Here is a 14378-nt window from a genome sequence, read left to right as displayed (position 1 = left end):
GTTTCAGACGGCATTTTTGTGTGGCGGTTATTGTGCTTTGGCAGCCCATTCCGCCGGAGTGGCGGCAACCGAAATGGAAAGTGCGTGCAGTTCGTTGCTTTCCAGTTGGGCTTTGAGTCCGTCTTTAATCAGGCGGTGGCGCGCGAGGCGTGCCTTGCCTTCAAATTCTGATGAAACGATGACGGCGAAAAAATGGTGTCCGTCGCCTTCTACTTCGATGTGTTCGCATTTTGCCACGCCTGCAATCAGGGCCTTGACTTGTTCGGGTGTCAGCATAGTGGGGAGTCCTTATTGGGGAAATGCGCCATTATACTGGCAAATCGAAATTCCGTCTGAAAACGGCTTCAGACGGAATTTTTGACGGTGTTTTATTTTTTGGCTTTGAAGCAGAGCAGGTGTTGTGTGGTGGCAAGCCACGCGCCGAATACGCCCAACGCGATGACGAAGCCGAACACCAGCCCGAGTTCGCCGACGTAGAAGAAACGCCAGCCGATGTTCAAGCCGTAGGGTTTGAAGATGGCATCGACCAAGGGGCGCACGGCAGAGAGCAGCCAACCGCAAAGCCCTAAGCTGACGGCGGCGGAGAAGATACTCTGCCACATAGCCTGATAAAGGAAGGGGCGGCGGATAAACGACGCGGGCGCACCCAGGAGTTTGGTGATTTCGATTTCTTCTTTGCGGCTGAGGATTTGCAGTCGGATGGTGTTGTGTGCGACAAGGACGAAAGCCATACCCAGCGTCAGGGAAAGAAACCATAAGATTTTGCGGATGAACTCGTTGATTTGGTACAGCGTTTGCACCCATTCGGTATCCATAGACGCGGATTCGACCATAGGCAGCTTGGTAATGTCCCGGTAGATTGCCTGCATTTGGGCGGGCGTGGTTGCCGGGTCGGGGGTAACGATAAAGACATCCGGCAGGGGGTTGCCGTCAAGCATGGAAATCAGATTTTGGTCGAGGTTGGACTGTAATTCCGCCAAACCGTCTTCCTTGCCGATGAAGCGGATGTTGTCGAGCCGTTTATCGCGCGTCAGCAGGCTGCGTACGGTATCGCTGTCGCTTTGTGCGGCGGCGGTTTCCATATAGACGGTGATTTGCGGCGACTCGTTGAGTTTGCCCAACACGCTTTGCCCGCTTTGGATGCCCAGATACATAAACAGCGGCAGGGTCATCGCGACGGCAAGCATTATGAGGGTAAGCAGTGTGCCGAAGGGTTGGCGCAGAAGCTGTTTGAGTGCGGAGCGCGCGGATTCGACGTGCAGCGAGAAGTAGTGGATGATGCTCATGCGAGTCGTCCTTTCGAGAGGCGCAGGATGCGGTGTCCGTAGTCCGCCATCAGGGTTTCGTCATGTGCGGCGACGATGACGGTGGTTCCCGCTTCGTGGAAGGTTTTGAACAATTCCATAATATCGAGCGCGTAGGCACGGTCGAGGTTGGCGGAGGGTTCGTCGGCAATCAGCAGGCCGGGCTGGTGGACGACGGCGCGGGCGATGCACAGGCGTTGTTGTTCACCGCCCGAGAGGGTTACGGGATCGTCCAATTCTCGTCCTTTCAAGCCGACTTTTTCGATGGCGATGCGGGCGCGTTCTTCGGCTTTGCGCGGCGGATAGCCGATAATCCGCAGGGGCAGGATGACGTTTTGCAGGACATTGCGGTCGTTGAGGATTTTGTGGTCTTGGAACACGATGCCGATGTGTTGGCGCATAAAGCCGATTTGGTTGTCGGACAATGTGCCGAGGTCCTGCCCGTTAAACAGGACTTTGCCCATGCTCGGCTTGGTGATGCCCGAAATCAGCTTGAGGACGGTGGATTTGCCCGAACCGGAGTGTCCCGCGATAAAAATCATCTCGCCTTTGTTGATTTGGAAGCTGACGTTTTTCAGGGCTTCAAAACCGCCGGGATAGGTTTTGGAAACTTGTTCGAAACGGATCATAGGAGGTCCTGTAAGGAAGGGCGGCATATCGTTTCGGGCGGTTGCGTCCGCAGGGATATGCCGTCTGAACAATAGGTAAGACAGTACCGATTATAAAGATTCCGCCTGTTTTTAGATAGTGGATAAGTTTGGCGGATACCGAAGGCCGGGCGGGAAAATGCCGTCTGAAGCGGCTTCAGACGGCATCCGGCGTTTAACGGCATTTTGAATGGGCGAGTTTGACGGCTTCGGTCAGGCTTTTCTCGTTCACCTCTCCTGTAATGGTCTGCCTGTATCCGCATTTCGGGGCTTCGACGACGGTAAAGGGCAGTACGCCGACATTGTTTCCGTAGGATTTCATAAAGTTTCGGCTGTTCGCCCCGGTGTAACGCCAAATCGGGTAGCTGACCGGGGTCTGCTTGAGAAAGTTGCCGATATTGTCGGATGTGTCGAGCGCGATGCCGACCATATCGACGCTGCCTTTTTTCTGCGCTTTGTACCATTTGGACATGGCGGGCATCTCTTTTCGACACGGACCGCACCAAGTCGCCCATAGGTTGGCGATGCGGACGGGGGCTTTGAGCGATTGCAGGTTTTGCGGGGTATTGTCTTTCCATCCGGCCAGTTCGTCTGCCGAGGCGGTATGTGCGGCAAATGTGGCGGCAAGGGCGATTGCGGCGAGATTCAAGCGTTTCATCGTTTTGTCCTTTGTATGTCGATTCGGGTATTGTAAACCGTTTGGTACGGTTGGAGGCGGGGTATTGAGTAAAACCCTGCGTAAGCCGATAATAAGGGGATTGTCGAGAAGTAGGGAAATGTCATGTCTGAAATCAAAATTTTCCACAATCCGCGTTGCAGCAAATCGCGTGCCGCCGTGTCCCTATTGGAAGAACGCGGCATTGCTGCCGAAGCGGTCAAATATTTGGATACGCCGCCCGACTTGTCCGAATTGAAGGATATTTTCAACAAATTGGGCTTGGAATCGGCGCGCGGGATGATGCGCGTGAAAGATGATTTGTACAAGGAATTGGGTTTGGACAACCCCGATTTGGACAATGACGCGCTGCTGCGTGCCATCGCCGATCATCCCGCCCTGTTGGAGCGTCCGATTGTTTTGGCAAACGGTAAGGCGGCTGTCGGCAGACCGTTGGAAAATATCGAAGCGGTATTGTGAACAAACGGCTGTTTTGCAGCCGCAACGGCTTGCGCTATTACCTGTTGGGCGGTTTCTGTTTGAGTGTTTTTCCGCTTTTGCTGGTGTTTGCCTCATCCGTTTGGGCGGTTTATCGGACGGGCGGGCAGGTTTTGCCGCCGTATGTCCGGGCGGATGCCGCGCTGGTGTTGGGCGCAGCCGCGTGGGACAAACGCCCTTCCCCGGTTTTTCGGGAACGCATCAACCACGCCATCGCGCTTTACCAAAGCCGCAGGGTAGGCAAAATCGTGTTTACGGGAGGGCGAACCAAAAAAGGCTATATGACCGAAGCCGAGGTCGGGCGGCGGTACGCGCTCAAACAGGGGGTTCCGGCGCGCAACATCCTGTTTGAAAACACTTCGCGCAACACTTATGAAAACCTGAACAACATCCGTCCGGTTTTGCGTGCCAACGGTATTGCCAGCGTGGTGATTGTCAGCGATCCCTACCATTTGGCGCGGGCGGCGGAAATGGCGGAGGATTTGGGTGTCCGCGTTTATATGTCTGCCACGCCGACCACGCGGTTTGATGCGGGAAATAAGAAAAAAATCTTTATGCTGCAAGAGGGGTATGCGTTATCCCTCTACCGTTTGGAAAAATGGGGCAGCCGCTTTTTGGGATGGCTGTCTGATTGAAGCGGTAGAAAATGCCGTCTGAAACTTATCCGCAGGCAGGGTTCGGACGGCATTTTTGATGCCTAAGCACGGTAAAAACAGTAAAATAAACGCTTTCAAAGATTTCGGAGCCATTATGACCGTCAAAACCCGTTTCGCCCCCAGCCCCACCGGTTACCTGCACATCGGCGGCGTTCGCACCGCCTTGTTTTCGTGGGCGTTTGCCCGCCATCATAAAGGCGAATTTTTATTGCGTATCGAAGACACCGACTTGGCACGTTCCACCGCCGAATCCGTCAACATCATCCTTGGCGGCATGAAATGGGTCGGTCTCGATTACGACAACGCCGACAACGTGGTGTACCAAACCCGCCGTTTCGACCGTTATAAAGAAGTCATTGCCGAACTCTTGGCAAAAGGCGATGCCTACTACTGCTATTGCAGCAAAGAAGAATTGGAAGCGATGCGCGAGAAAGCCGAAAAAGAAGGCACGGCGACTTACGACCGCCGCTGGCGGCCGGAAGCAGGCAAAACCCTGCCCGAAATTCCTGCAGGCGTGCAACCCGTCGTCCGCTTCAAAACGCCTTTGGACGGCGTTACCAAATGGACAGACTTGGTCAAAGGCGAAATCTCCATCCCCAACGAAGCCCTAGACGACCTGATTATTGCCCGCGCCGACGGTACGCCGACCTACAACTTCTGCGCCGTGGTAGACGACTACGACATGGGCGTTACCCACATTATCCGCGGGGACGACCATGTGAACAACACCCCGAAACAAATCAACATCTTGAAAGCCATCGGCGCGAACCTGCCCGAATACGGGCATCTGCCGATGATTCTCAACGAACAAGGCAAAAAAATCTCCAAACGCAGCGGCGATACCGTCGCCATTACCGATTTCGGCGCAATGGGCATTCTGCCCGAAGCGATGCTCAACTATTTGGCGCGTTTGGGCTGGGCGCACGGCGACGATGAGTTTTTCACGACGGAACAATTCATCGAATGGTTTGATTTGAAAGACGTTTCCCCGTCCCCAAGCCGTATGGATTTGAAAAAGCTCTATTGGATCAACGGCGAACACATCAAAATCACACCCGACGGCAAACTTACCGAACTCGTCAAACCGCGCCTTGCGCTGCGCGATATTCATGAAACCGAAAAACCTGCGTTGGAAGACGTGTTGGCACTGGTCAAAGACCGCGCCCAAGATTTGAACGCCTTGGCAGACGAATGCCTGTATTTCTACAAAAAACAAGTCCCTGCCGAAGCCGATGTTGCCAAACACTGGGACGACGAAGCCGCCGCCCGTATGCTGCGCTTCGCCGAACGCCTCGAAGGGCTGGAAGACTGGAACGCCAAAGCCATTCACAACCTCTTCAAACCTTTCTGCGACGAAGAAGGCATCAAAATGGGCAAACTCGGTATGCCCCTGCGCCTTGCTGTCTGCGGTACGGCAAAAACCCCGAGCGTCGATGCCGTGTTGGCATTAATCAGCAAAGAGGAAGTGTTGAAACGCATCCGTGCTTAAGTTATCCACAGGTGCGGGCAATGCCGTCTGATGTCGGAATGCGGCTTCAGACGGCATTCAGACGGAAGTTGAACATGAAAAAAATATTGTATTTTCTGATGTTTGTTTTTTCTACAAGCGTATGGGCAGGGGGTGCGGAAGACAATTTGCTCAGCATCCAATCCGGTTACCGTGCTTTACTGCAAAAGCAAAACAATCTGGACGGAAAAATCATCGGGATGCAGTCGGATTTGGAAGATGCGCGCCGGCGTTTGCAGGCGGCTCAGGCAGACATCGCCCGTTTGGAAGCGGAAATTCCTGCAGCAATGGCCCAAAAAGCCCGGCAGGCTGAAGAGATGAGGCAAATCGGAGTGCGTTTGGACCATGCTTGGAATGCGGTTTACGGCGCAGGGGAACGAAAGCGTCGGGGGAATTGACCGATGAATTCCCTCTTTGTGGACAACACTGTTTTTATTACACGGCTGAAAGCCGGGCATATCGGCAGGTTGGTTCAGGCGTTGTTTGAGGAGTGGCACGGATTTGAACCGTGGTCTTCTGTGGATAAGATTCGTGCCTATTACGGCAGATGTTTGAAGGATGACGAATTGCCGCTGGCTTTTGCGGCTGTGGATGATTCCGGAACCCTGTTGGGTTCGGCTGCAGTCAAGCGGCATGATATGGAAAATTTTCCACAGTATGAATATTGGTTGGGCGATGTCTTTGTTTTACCTGAATATCGCGGAAAAGGCATTGGCAGGAGGCTGGTCGCCCACTGCATAGGCGCAGCGCGTTCGCTGGGGATAAAGTTCTTGTATCTTTATACGCCTGATGTGCAAATATTTTATGAATCATTCGGCTGGGCGGTTGTCGGGCGACATTTCCATAACGGGGAATGGGTTACGGTTATGCGTTTGGATGTGGATAAGGTTTAAGCCGAATGGGCAGATGCCGTCTGAGCTGTTCGGACGGCATTTTTTATGTTTGGAAATTTCCTGTCAGATATAGTGGATTAACAAAAACCGGTACGGCGTTGCCCCGCCCCGGCTCAAAGGGAACGATTCCCTAAGGTGCCCAAGCACCGGGCGGATCGGTTCCGTACCATTTGTACTGCCTGCGGCCCGCCGCCTTGTCCTGATTTTTGTTAATCCGCCATAAAGTTTATCCACAGATTTTTCCATATGGTTTGATGCTGCTCCGCCAACGGAAATTAAGATACGGATTTGCACAAATCTTTCAGACGGTACAGTTCTGACAATGCTTCGCGCGGGGTCAGGCTGTCGGGATCGAGGTTTTCCAGGGCTGCTGCCAATATACCTTCAAAATGTTTTTCCTCTGCTTTATCCACAAAGCAGTCCACATTCGGTTCATCTCCTTTTTCAGACGGCATGGTACTGAAAATATCCAGTTGGGGACGGTTTGCGGCGGCTTGGTTTTCCAGTCCGTTCAAATGCTTTTGGGCGGCTTTCAATGCGCGCACAGGCAGGCCGGCGAGTTTGGCGACGGCGATGCCGTAGCTTTTTCCGGCGGGACCGGGTTGGATTTGGTGCAGGAACACGATGTCCCGTCCCTGTTCGAGCGCGGAAAGGTGCATATTGACGGCGGCGGCGTGGGCTTCGGGCAGGTAGGTCAGCTCGAAATAGTGGGTGGCAAACAGGCTGAAGGATTTGTTTTTTTGCAGCAGGTGTTCGGCGATTGCGTGCGCGAGGGCGAGGCCGTCGAAAGTGGAAGTACCACGTCCGACTTCGTCCATTAAAACAATGCTTTGTTCGGTGGCGTGATGCAGGATGTAGGCGGTTTCGCTCATTTCGACCATGAAGGTGGAGCGGTTGGAGGCGAGGTCGTCCGATGCGCCGATGCGGGTGAAGATTTGATCGACAGGCCCGATTGTGGCGGCATCGGCAGGCACGAAACAGCCGGTGTGTGCCAATAAAACAATCAGCGCGACTTGGCGCATATAGGTGGATTTGCCGCCCATATTGGGGCCGGTGAGCAGCATGAGGCGGTGTTTGTGGTCGAGGTCGGTGTGGTTGGCTGTGAAGTGGCGTACCTGCTGTTCGACAACGGGATGGCGGCCGTTTTCGATGTGGACAACCGGATAGTCGGCAAACTCGGGACGGACAAAGTTCCGCTCTTTTGCCAAGGCTGAAAATGTGGACAACACGTCCAGCGCGGCGGCGGCTTTGGCGGCTTTTTGAAGCTGCGGCAATGCCGTCCGAAGGTTTTTCAATACGCCGTCAAAGAGTTGTTTTTCTAAGGCGAGGGCTTGGTCTTGAGCAGTCAGCACTTTGTCTTCAAAGGCTTTCAGTTCCGGCGTGATGAAGCGTTCGGCGTTTTTGAGGGTTTGCCGGCGTTGGTAGTCGGCAGGTGCTTGTTCGGCTTGGGTTTTGGACAATTCAATGTAAAAGCCGTGAACGCGGTTGAACTCGACTTTGAGTGTGGACAAACCGGTACGTTCGCGTTCCTTGGCTTCCAAATCCAGCAAAAATTCGTCGCCATGGTTTTGAATGCGGCGCAATTCGTCCAGTTCGGGATGAAAACCGTGGTTGATGACATTGCCGTCTTTCAGCCAGACGGAAGGTTCGGGCATCACGGCGGCTTTGAGGGTTTCGGCAACTGGCAGGGTTTCGGGGAAAACGGCTTTAAGGGTTTCCAACAGGCTGCTGCCGGTTGCGGACAAGTCGATTTGTGCCAACTCGAACAGACTGTCGCGTAAAGATGCCAAATCGCGCGGGCGGGCATTGCCGACGGCGATGCGGGCGGCGATACGTTCGATGTCGGCAATGCTCTTCAGATGGCATTGGAGGGGTTCGTATTGGCTTTCCAGCGCGGTTACGGCTTCTTGGCGCGCTCGGATGTGGGCGCGGTTGCGTAAAGGGTGGTGCAGCCACAATGCCAACAGGCGGCTGCCCATGTGGGTGGCGCAGCCGTCGAGTATGGAAAACAGGGTCGGCGTTTTTTTGCCGGAGAGGGTTTGCGTGATTTCGAGATTGCGGCGCGTGGCGGCATCCATGCCGATATATTGGCTGTCGGTTTCGAGCGACAGGCCGTCCAAATGTTGCGGCATCAGGTTTTGCGTCAGGCGGATATAGTTCAACAGCGCACCTGCCGCGCCAATCGAAACGGCGTGTTCTTTGCTGTCCAAACCGAAGCCGCGCAAATCTTGGCAGCCGAAATATTCCGTCAGCAGTTTTTCCCCCGCGTCGGCGGCAAACTGCCACGCGTTCAGGCGTGTAACACCCGATGCCGTCTGAAGTTGCGGTGCGTTTTTACTGTCCGGCAGCAAAATTTCCGCCGCCTGCAGGCGCGCCAGTTCGTCGTTCAATTTATCCGCAGTTGTCAGCTTGGTTTTGAATTCGCCGCTTTGCAGCGATGCCCACGCCAAACCGATGTATTTTTTGTCGGGAGACACGGCAACGATGCGGTTGGTTTCCTTGTCTTCCAGTAATGCGGAATCGGTTAGCGTGCCGGGCGTTACGATGCGCACGACTTTGCGCTCCACCGGCCCTTTGCCCGCGCCGACTTCGCCGACCTGTTCGCAAATCGCCACGCTTTTGCCCAACTTGACCAGGCGCGCCAGATACTGTTCCGCCGCGTGAAACGGAACGCCCGCCATTTTAATCGGCACGCCGTCCATCTGCCCGCGTGTGGTCAGGGTGATGTCCAACAATTTCGCCGCTTCCACCGCGTCATCCAAAAACAGCTCGTAAAAATCACCCATACGGTAAAACACTAGTTTGTCGGTATGTTGCGCTTTTATGCCGAGGTATTGCTGCATCATTGGGGAAACGGCGGATTTGGACATGGGGCTGCCTTATTATTAGGAAAACGGTATTGTAGCAAAAGGTTTTGTCTTCGACGGAATGAGACTGACCGTAAGCTTGTCAATAAAGTTGTGGAGACAAATAGGAAAACGGCAAAGTTATCCATAAGAATATTATTAAGTCAAAAAACATCCACGCTTATCTGTCTTATACGGCAAGCCTTAAACTCAAATTTATTTAACAAAAAGGTAATGAAAATATTGGATATTTGCTACTTATACACAAGCAGGTCGGCAATCATCAAAATCATCATTAAAATTTTAAAATCAAATATTGAATGCGCGTTTTTGAAATAGCGAAATTCACCTGCGTCAAACAAAACGCAAGTAATTTTATGTAATAGTGGAATGTAGTTTTATTTCAGAATACAATACAGGCATCGGACTTTATTTCACAACCGGGAGACAAAATATGAGCATCAAAGTAGCGATTAACGGTTTCGGCCGCATCGGCCGCCTCGCATTGCGTCAAATTGAAAAAGCCCACGGCATCGAAGTCGCCGCCGTCAACGACCTGACCCCTGCCGAAATGCTGCTGCACCTTTTCAAATACGACAGCACACAAGGCCGTTTCCAAGGTACTGCCGAATTAAAAGACGATGCCATCGTGGTAAACGGCAGAGAAATCAAAGTTTTCGCCAATCCGAATCCCGAAGAATTGCCTTGGGGCGAGTTGGGTGTGGATGTCGTCCTCGAATGTACCGGTTTCTTTACCAACAAAACCAAAGCCGAAGCACATATCCGTGCCGGCGCGCGCAAAGTCGTGATTTCCGCACCCGGCGGCAATGATGTGAAAACCGTCGTATATGGCGTAAACCAAGACATCTTGGACGGTAGCGAAACTGTCATTTCCGCCGCTTCCTGTACCACCAACTGCCTTGCCCCGATGGCGGCAGTCCTGCAAAAAGAGTTCGGCGTAGTCGAAGGCCTGATGACCACCATCCACGCCTACACCGGCGACCAAAACACCCTTGACGCGCCGCACCGCAAAGGCGATTTGCGCCGCGCCCGCGCCGCCGCGCTCAACATCGTGCCCAACAGCACCGGCGCCGCCAAAGCCATCGGTCTGGTTATCCCCGAATTGAACGGCAAACTCGACGGCTCCGCCCAACGCGTCCCTGTTGCCACCGGCTCGCTGACCGAATTGGTTTCCGTCCTCGAACGCCCTGCAACCAAAGAAGAAATCAACGCCGCGATGAAAGCCGCCTCCAGCGAATCTTACGGCTACAACGAAGATCAAATCGTTTCTTCCGACGTTGTCGGCATCGAATACGGCTCGCTCTTTGACGCAACCCAAACCCGCGTGATGACCGTGGGCGGCAAACAACTGGTGAAAACCGTTGCCTGGTACGACAACGAAATGTCCTACACCTGCCAACTCGTCCGTACTTTGGAATACTTCGCAGGCAAAATCTAAGGCTTGAACAAACCTGTGGATAAGTAAATGCCGTCTGAACACATTGCGTTCAGACGGCATTGTTTATCTGTAACTTGATATTGCGGCTTATGGCGAACAAACAACAGCCGTTTGTTCAACTGCTATGCGGCAAAACCGGATTTTGCCCGATTTAAAGCGGGGTTGGGGAAAGATTAATAACCGTCGCGCGGTTTTCCTCGATTTGAAACCTGACTTCGTAATCCGCAATATTCATCACATAAATCCGTTCGGGAATATTCTGATAGGCGGGGCGCGGATCTTGGGCAATGCTTTGGCTGATAAGGTTTTTGGTGTTTGCAGATAAATTTTCCGCGCCGATGTTTTCCTGCCAAACGACTTCCAACTCTACGGGTTTGCCGCTGACGAAACCGGATGCGGCATCGGGTTTGGATTCGATAAAGGGGATATAAGGCTTGATGTCCACAATCGGCGTGCCGTCCAGCAGGTCTGAGCCGCTGCAATAGAGGCGGACGGGTTTGCCGGTTTCGATGCGTTCGAGTTTAAGGAGAGAGAGTCCGAGATGGTTGGGGCGGTGGGGGCTGCGCGTGGCGAACACGCCCATTTTTTGTTTGCCGCCGAGCCGTGGCGGGCGCACCATTTGCGCCCAACCTTCATCCAATACGCCGTGGAAGATAAAACTTATCCACACATAATCGAAATCTTCCAACCCGCGCACGCTGTCTGCGGTAAATTCGGGATTCAGCTCGATGCAGGCTTCTGCGGCGGAGACCAAACCGGGCTGGCGGGCGATGCCGAATTTCTGTTTGTAGGGCGAGCGGGCGGCGCCGATGGGGGTAATGGTATAAGTCATAAGATTGTGGATAAGTTTTTTGGAAAAACCTTATCTTATCACAGCCGGTTTTACCGCTTTCGGGTAGTAATTTGTTATAATACAGGGCATTTAAATCGCGTTGAAATAAAGTAGCACAGAATCCTCGTGTCCAAGACGCTCTTAAAAAGGCATTGGAGTATTGATAAAAAAGAAGCATAACGGTTCGTTATAACGAAGAGGGAATCCCGTATATTACACCCAAGTCAGGTTGTTATCTTTCCTTTTGGATCTCACTTACAGGAGGTGAGATCTGAAATTTTGGGTAATAAAATCGGATTACAGCTTCTAGCAAGGAGTACCTTAGGTATAGCTAAAATGGAGGGGGTGGATATGACATATCATATCCACCTAGATGGATTGTACTCCTTAAATAAAGAAGGTAAGAGTTTTGTTATTCGTAAAATAGAGAATGACGATCTTAAATGAAGAAGTAATGAGATGATTGTTTCCATTGATGTTGATGCACAAAAAACTTTTACGCCTTTGTGTCCTGACGAACTGCCCGTGAACGAGGGGCATTTGATTGTCGAGGAGTTAAATGCCCAAGCCGCTTTGGCGGATTTGCGTGTGATGACGAAAGATGCGCATCATATGGCGGCGAAATGGCTTGTGGGTAACCCTGTTAATATGTTGAAGCCGACAGGTTTGTCCGATGCGGATTTGACTTGGGTGGCTCATGCGATGGTCGGTACGCGCGGCTATGAATTGTTGGACGGTCTGCCTTCCGTCAAGGAATACGATTATTGCGTTTGGAAAGGTGTCGATCCCGAATTGCATCCTTACGGCGCGTGTTTTCACGATATTGAGGAAAAACTGAGCACTGGATTGATTGAGTGGCTGCGTTGTCAAAATACGAATATGGTCATTGTCGGCGGCTTGGCTACGGATTATTGTGTTAAAACAACGGTTTTGCAGTTACTTAAAGGCGGTCGTTGGCAGGTTATCGTGAATGAAGCGGCTTGTCGGGGTATTGCGCCCGATACCATTGAAGCAGCGTGGCAGGAAATGCGTTCTTCGGGTGCGATAATTTTGAAAAACGCCGAAAAAATTAAAAAATATATTAATAATCAATAACTTATAATTGTTTCACGTGAAACACCCTGTCTACATATGAAAATTTTGCTTGTCCGTTTGTCCAGTATGGGTGATTTAATTCACACTTTGCCCGCAATCGAAGATTTGGCGCGACAATGCTCTGATGTAGAACTGCATTGGCTATGTGAAGCCGGGTTTGCGGGTATTGCACGGTTGCATCCGTTTGTAAAAAAGGTCCATGTAATGAAGTGGCGGCAATGGCGCAAACATCTCTTTCAGGCTGAAACTTGGCGGGAGATGGGTCGTCTGAAACAGGCTTTGCTGCAGGAAGCATTTGATTTTGTATTGGACAGTCAGGGTCTGATTAAAAGCGCGTGTTTCGCCAAAATGGCAAAATCCCCTATTTATGGTTTGGATAAACACAGTGCGCGTGAGGGGGTGGCTGCTTTGGCGTATGATAAAAAGTATGTCGTACCGAAAGGTAGAAATGCCGTTTGGCGCAACCGTGATCTGTTTGCCCAGGTGTTTGGGTATGCAATGCCTGAGACGCAGGTATTTGGTTTGTCCGTTCCTGAAGCAAGCCGTCTGAAAAATTTAGCGCAGCCGTATTATGCGGCTTTGCACGCGACCAGTCGGGACAGTAAGTTATGGCCTATGGAAAATTGGCGGGAGTTGCTGCAGAAACTGAATCAAAAACAACAATGCAATGTTTATCTGCCTTGGGGAAACGAGGCTGAAAAAGTGCGTGCGGAACAGATTGCAGACGGGCTGCCGTTTACCATAGTGTGCGCTAAAATGAATTTATTACAGGCGGCGTATCTGTTGAAACACGCGGTTGGAATAGTTGGTGTAGATACCGGTTTGCTGCATTTGGCAAATGCCTTGGAAAAACCTGTGGTCGGCATTTATACCGATACCGATCCGATTAAAACAGGCGTTCAAGTTTCGGCTATTGCAAAAAATGTGGGCAATATCGGGCAGATTCCGACCGCAGATTTGGTTTATCAAACGCTGATGGATTGTGTTTCAGCAGATAAAGGCTAAAGGGTCGTCTAAAACTGATATGGCGGCATGATATTTTCCAATTTATTAGATACAGGAATGTATATCCGCCAGACTGAGTAAATACTTTAAAAATGGTATAATCGGTAAAATTATCCGAAAGATTGCTAAATAAATTCGTTTTTAAGGAAAACGGATTTGATTTTATAAAGAAGAAGGTTTGGTTTCGCTGGATGGTGAAAGCAGCGTTCTTTTTAGGAGAATTCAATGAAAGCACTGGTCGCAGTAAAGCGCGTAGTGGACTACAACGTCAAAGTCCGTGTGAAAGCCGATGGTTCGGATGTGGACATCGGCAATGTCAAAATGTCGATGAACCCGTTTGATGAAATCGCTGTGGAAGAAGCCGTCCGTTTGAAAGAAGCCGGGAAAGTAAGCGAAATTGTAGCGGTTTCTTTGGGTGAAAAGAAATGCGAAGAAACCTTGCGTACCGCTTTGGCAATGGGTGCCGACCGTGCCATTCATATTGAAACCGATGTGAAATTAGAGCCGCTGGCAGTTGCCAAACTGCTGAAAGCTGTTGCGGACAAAGAAAATCCGCAAATTTTCTTTTTGGGCAAACAAGCGATTGATGACGATGCCAATCAAGTGGCGCAAATGCTGGCAGCTTTGTTGAATGCGGCGCAAGGTACATTTGTTTCAAAAGTACAAATTGAAGGTGATGAAGTACAGATTGTGCGCGAAATTGATGGCGGCGAAGAAACGATTGCGTTGAAACTGCCTGCAGTCATCAGCGCAGATTTGCGTTTGAACGAGCCGCGCTTTGTCAAACTCCCCAATATTATGGCGGCAAAGAAAAAACCTCTGGAAAAACTGGATTCTGCCGATTTGGCTACCGATATTTCGCCTCGTCTGAAAACGGTGAAATTTGCCGAACCTAAGGCGCGTCAGGCAGGCGTAAAAGTAGCAAGCGTTGCCGAATTGGTTGAAAAATTGAAAAACGAAGCCAAAGTGATTTGAGGAGGC

Annotated in this window: 15 protein-coding genes; 9 read left to right on the top strand and 6 right to left on the bottom strand. The window is 51.4% G+C overall.

Annotated elements, in window-relative coordinates; genetic code table 11:
* Window positions 1–27: 27 nt before the first annotated feature.
* The 4 genes from HT085_RS09835 to HT085_RS09820 form a co-directional block, all read right to left on the bottom strand.
* On the bottom strand, window positions 28–276 hold the full coding sequence (locus HT085_RS09835) for a BolA family protein (protein WP_002247180.1): 249 nt from the start codon (window positions 274–276) through the stop codon (window positions 28–30).
* 92 nt (window positions 277–368) lie between these two features.
* Window positions 369–1286: a permease-like cell division protein FtsX gene (gene ftsX, locus HT085_RS09830; RefSeq protein ID WP_003688074.1), complete on the bottom strand. Its 918-nt coding sequence runs from the start codon at window positions 1284–1286 to the stop codon at window positions 369–371.
* The gene (locus HT085_RS09825; RefSeq protein WP_010355614.1) at window positions 1283–1933 is read right to left on the bottom strand and encodes a cell division ATP-binding protein FtsE; all 651 of its coding nucleotides are present in this window, start codon (window positions 1931–1933) and stop codon (window positions 1283–1285) included. The genes ftsX and HT085_RS09825 overlap by 4 nt, the downstream gene beginning before the upstream one ends.
* 193 nt (window positions 1934–2126) lie before the next feature.
* On the bottom strand, window positions 2127–2609 hold the full coding sequence (locus tag HT085_RS09820; protein WP_003688077.1) for a TlpA disulfide reductase family protein: 483 nt from the start codon (window positions 2607–2609) through the stop codon (window positions 2127–2129).
* 123 nt (window positions 2610–2732) lie between these two features.
* Between HT085_RS09820 and arsC the strand changes: the two genes are divergently transcribed.
* The 5 genes from arsC to HT085_RS09795 all read left to right on the top strand — a co-directional run bounded on the left by arsC (window position 2733) and on the right by HT085_RS09795 (window position 6160).
* Window positions 2733–3086 carry an arsenate reductase (glutaredoxin) gene (arsC, locus tag HT085_RS09815; RefSeq protein ID WP_003692077.1) on the top strand — a complete coding sequence of 118 codons (354 nt, stop codon included), beginning with the start codon at window positions 2733–2735 and terminating at the stop codon, window positions 3084–3086.
* Entirely contained in the window at window positions 3083–3739 is a 657-nt protein-coding gene (locus HT085_RS09810) for a YdcF family protein (protein WP_002237424.1), read from the top strand. The genes arsC and HT085_RS09810 overlap by 4 nt, the downstream gene beginning before the upstream one ends.
* 115 nt (window positions 3740–3854) lie before the next feature.
* Window positions 3855–5249, top strand: coding sequence for a glutamate--tRNA ligase (gene gltX / locus HT085_RS09805; protein WP_003692075.1), 1395 nt, complete (start codon window positions 3855–3857; stop codon window positions 5247–5249).
* Window positions 5250–5269: 20 nt separating this feature from the next.
* On the top strand, window positions 5270–5665 hold the full coding sequence (locus HT085_RS09800) for a hypothetical protein (RefSeq protein WP_003688080.1): 396 nt from the start codon (window positions 5270–5272) through the stop codon (window positions 5663–5665).
* Between the two features lie 3 nt (window positions 5666–5668).
* Entirely contained in the window at window positions 5669–6160 is a 492-nt protein-coding gene (locus tag HT085_RS09795; protein ID WP_003688081.1) for a GNAT family N-acetyltransferase, read from the top strand.
* 275 nt (window positions 6161–6435) lie between these two features.
* Here the strand turns inward: HT085_RS09795 and mutS are convergent, their stop codons facing one another.
* Window positions 6436–9030, bottom strand: coding sequence for a DNA mismatch repair protein MutS (mutS, locus tag HT085_RS09790; protein WP_003688085.1), 2595 nt, complete (start codon window positions 9028–9030; stop codon window positions 6436–6438).
* Between the two features lie 430 nt (window positions 9031–9460).
* Between mutS and gap the strand changes: the two genes are divergently transcribed.
* A complete protein-coding gene (gene gap / locus HT085_RS09785; protein ID WP_003688087.1) occupies window positions 9461–10465 on the top strand; it encodes a type I glyceraldehyde-3-phosphate dehydrogenase in 1005 nt (334 codons plus the stop codon).
* Between the two features lie 151 nt (window positions 10466–10616).
* On the opposite strand, the gene tsaA is transcribed toward gap, so the two are convergent.
* Window positions 10617–11297, bottom strand: coding sequence for a tRNA (N6-threonylcarbamoyladenosine(37)-N6)-methyltransferase TrmO (tsaA, locus tag HT085_RS09780; RefSeq protein WP_003692071.1), 681 nt, complete (start codon window positions 11295–11297; stop codon window positions 10617–10619).
* A gap of 459 nt (window positions 11298–11756) precedes the next feature.
* Here tsaA and HT085_RS09775 point away from each other — a divergent pair, with 459 nt between their 5' ends.
* The 3 genes from HT085_RS09775 (at window position 11757) to HT085_RS09765 (ending at window position 14372) form a co-directional block, all read left to right on the top strand.
* Window positions 11757–12392 (top strand): nicotinamidase, encoded by a 636-nt coding sequence (locus tag HT085_RS09775; protein ID WP_003692069.1) that lies wholly within the window; start codon window positions 11757–11759, stop codon window positions 12390–12392.
* A gap of 36 nt (window positions 12393–12428) precedes the next feature.
* Window positions 12429–13397: a lipopolysaccharide heptosyltransferase I gene (gene waaC / locus HT085_RS09770; RefSeq protein ID WP_003688094.1), complete on the top strand. Its 969-nt coding sequence runs from the start codon at window positions 12429–12431 to the stop codon at window positions 13395–13397.
* A gap of 225 nt (window positions 13398–13622) precedes the next feature.
* Window positions 13623–14372, top strand: a complete 750-nt coding sequence (locus tag HT085_RS09765; protein WP_003688096.1) for an electron transfer flavoprotein subunit beta/FixA family protein — start codon at window positions 13623–13625, stop codon at window positions 14370–14372.
* The last annotated feature ends 6 nt before the right edge of the window (window positions 14373–14378 follow it).

The organism is Neisseria gonorrhoeae (assembly GCF_013030075.1).
Taxonomy (GTDB): Bacteria; Pseudomonadota; Gammaproteobacteria; order Burkholderiales; family Neisseriaceae; genus Neisseria; species Neisseria gonorrhoeae.
Note: the sequence above shows the minus strand (reverse complement) of the source record. Positions and strands in the feature narration are given on the sequence as shown.

Bases quoted from the DNA above. Each gene is read 5' to 3' on its own strand.
- HT085_RS09820 (WP_003688077.1), bottom strand. From the start codon at position 2,609: ATGAAACGCTTGAATCTCGCCGCAATCGCCCTTGCCGCCACATTTGCC.
- mutS (WP_003688085.1), bottom strand. From the start codon at position 9,030: ATGTCCAAATCCGCCGTTTCCCCAATGATGCAGCAATACCTCGGCATA.
- HT085_RS09835 (WP_002247180.1), bottom strand. From the start codon at position 276: ATGCTGACACCCGAACAAGTCAAGGCCCTGATTGCAGGCGTGGCAAAA.
- HT085_RS09765 (WP_003688096.1), top strand. From the start codon at position 13,623: ATGAAAGCACTGGTCGCAGTAAAGCGCGTAGTGGACTACAACGTCAAA.
- HT085_RS09825 (WP_010355614.1), bottom strand. From the start codon at position 1,933: ATGATCCGTTTCGAACAAGTTTCCAAAACCTATCCCGGCGGTTTTGAA.
- waaC (WP_003688094.1), top strand. From the start codon at position 12,429: ATGAAAATTTTGCTTGTCCGTTTGTCCAGTATGGGTGATTTAATTCAC.
- gltX (WP_003692075.1), top strand. From the start codon at position 3,855: ATGACCGTCAAAACCCGTTTCGCCCCCAGCCCCACCGGTTACCTGCAC.
- HT085_RS09795 (WP_003688081.1), top strand. From the start codon at position 5,669: ATGAATTCCCTCTTTGTGGACAACACTGTTTTTATTACACGGCTGAAA.
- HT085_RS09775 (WP_003692069.1), top strand. From the start codon at position 11,757: ATGATTGTTTCCATTGATGTTGATGCACAAAAAACTTTTACGCCTTTG.
- HT085_RS09800 (WP_003688080.1), top strand. From the start codon at position 5,270: ATGCCGTCTGATGTCGGAATGCGGCTTCAGACGGCATTCAGACGGAAG.
- ftsX (WP_003688074.1), bottom strand. From the start codon at position 1,286: ATGAGCATCATCCACTACTTCTCGCTGCACGTCGAATCCGCGCGCTCC.
- arsC (WP_003692077.1), top strand. From the start codon at position 2,733: ATGTCTGAAATCAAAATTTTCCACAATCCGCGTTGCAGCAAATCGCGT.
- gap (WP_003688087.1), top strand. From the start codon at position 9,461: ATGAGCATCAAAGTAGCGATTAACGGTTTCGGCCGCATCGGCCGCCTC.
- tsaA (WP_003692071.1), bottom strand. From the start codon at position 11,297: ATGACTTATACCATTACCCCCATCGGCGCCGCCCGCTCGCCCTACAAA.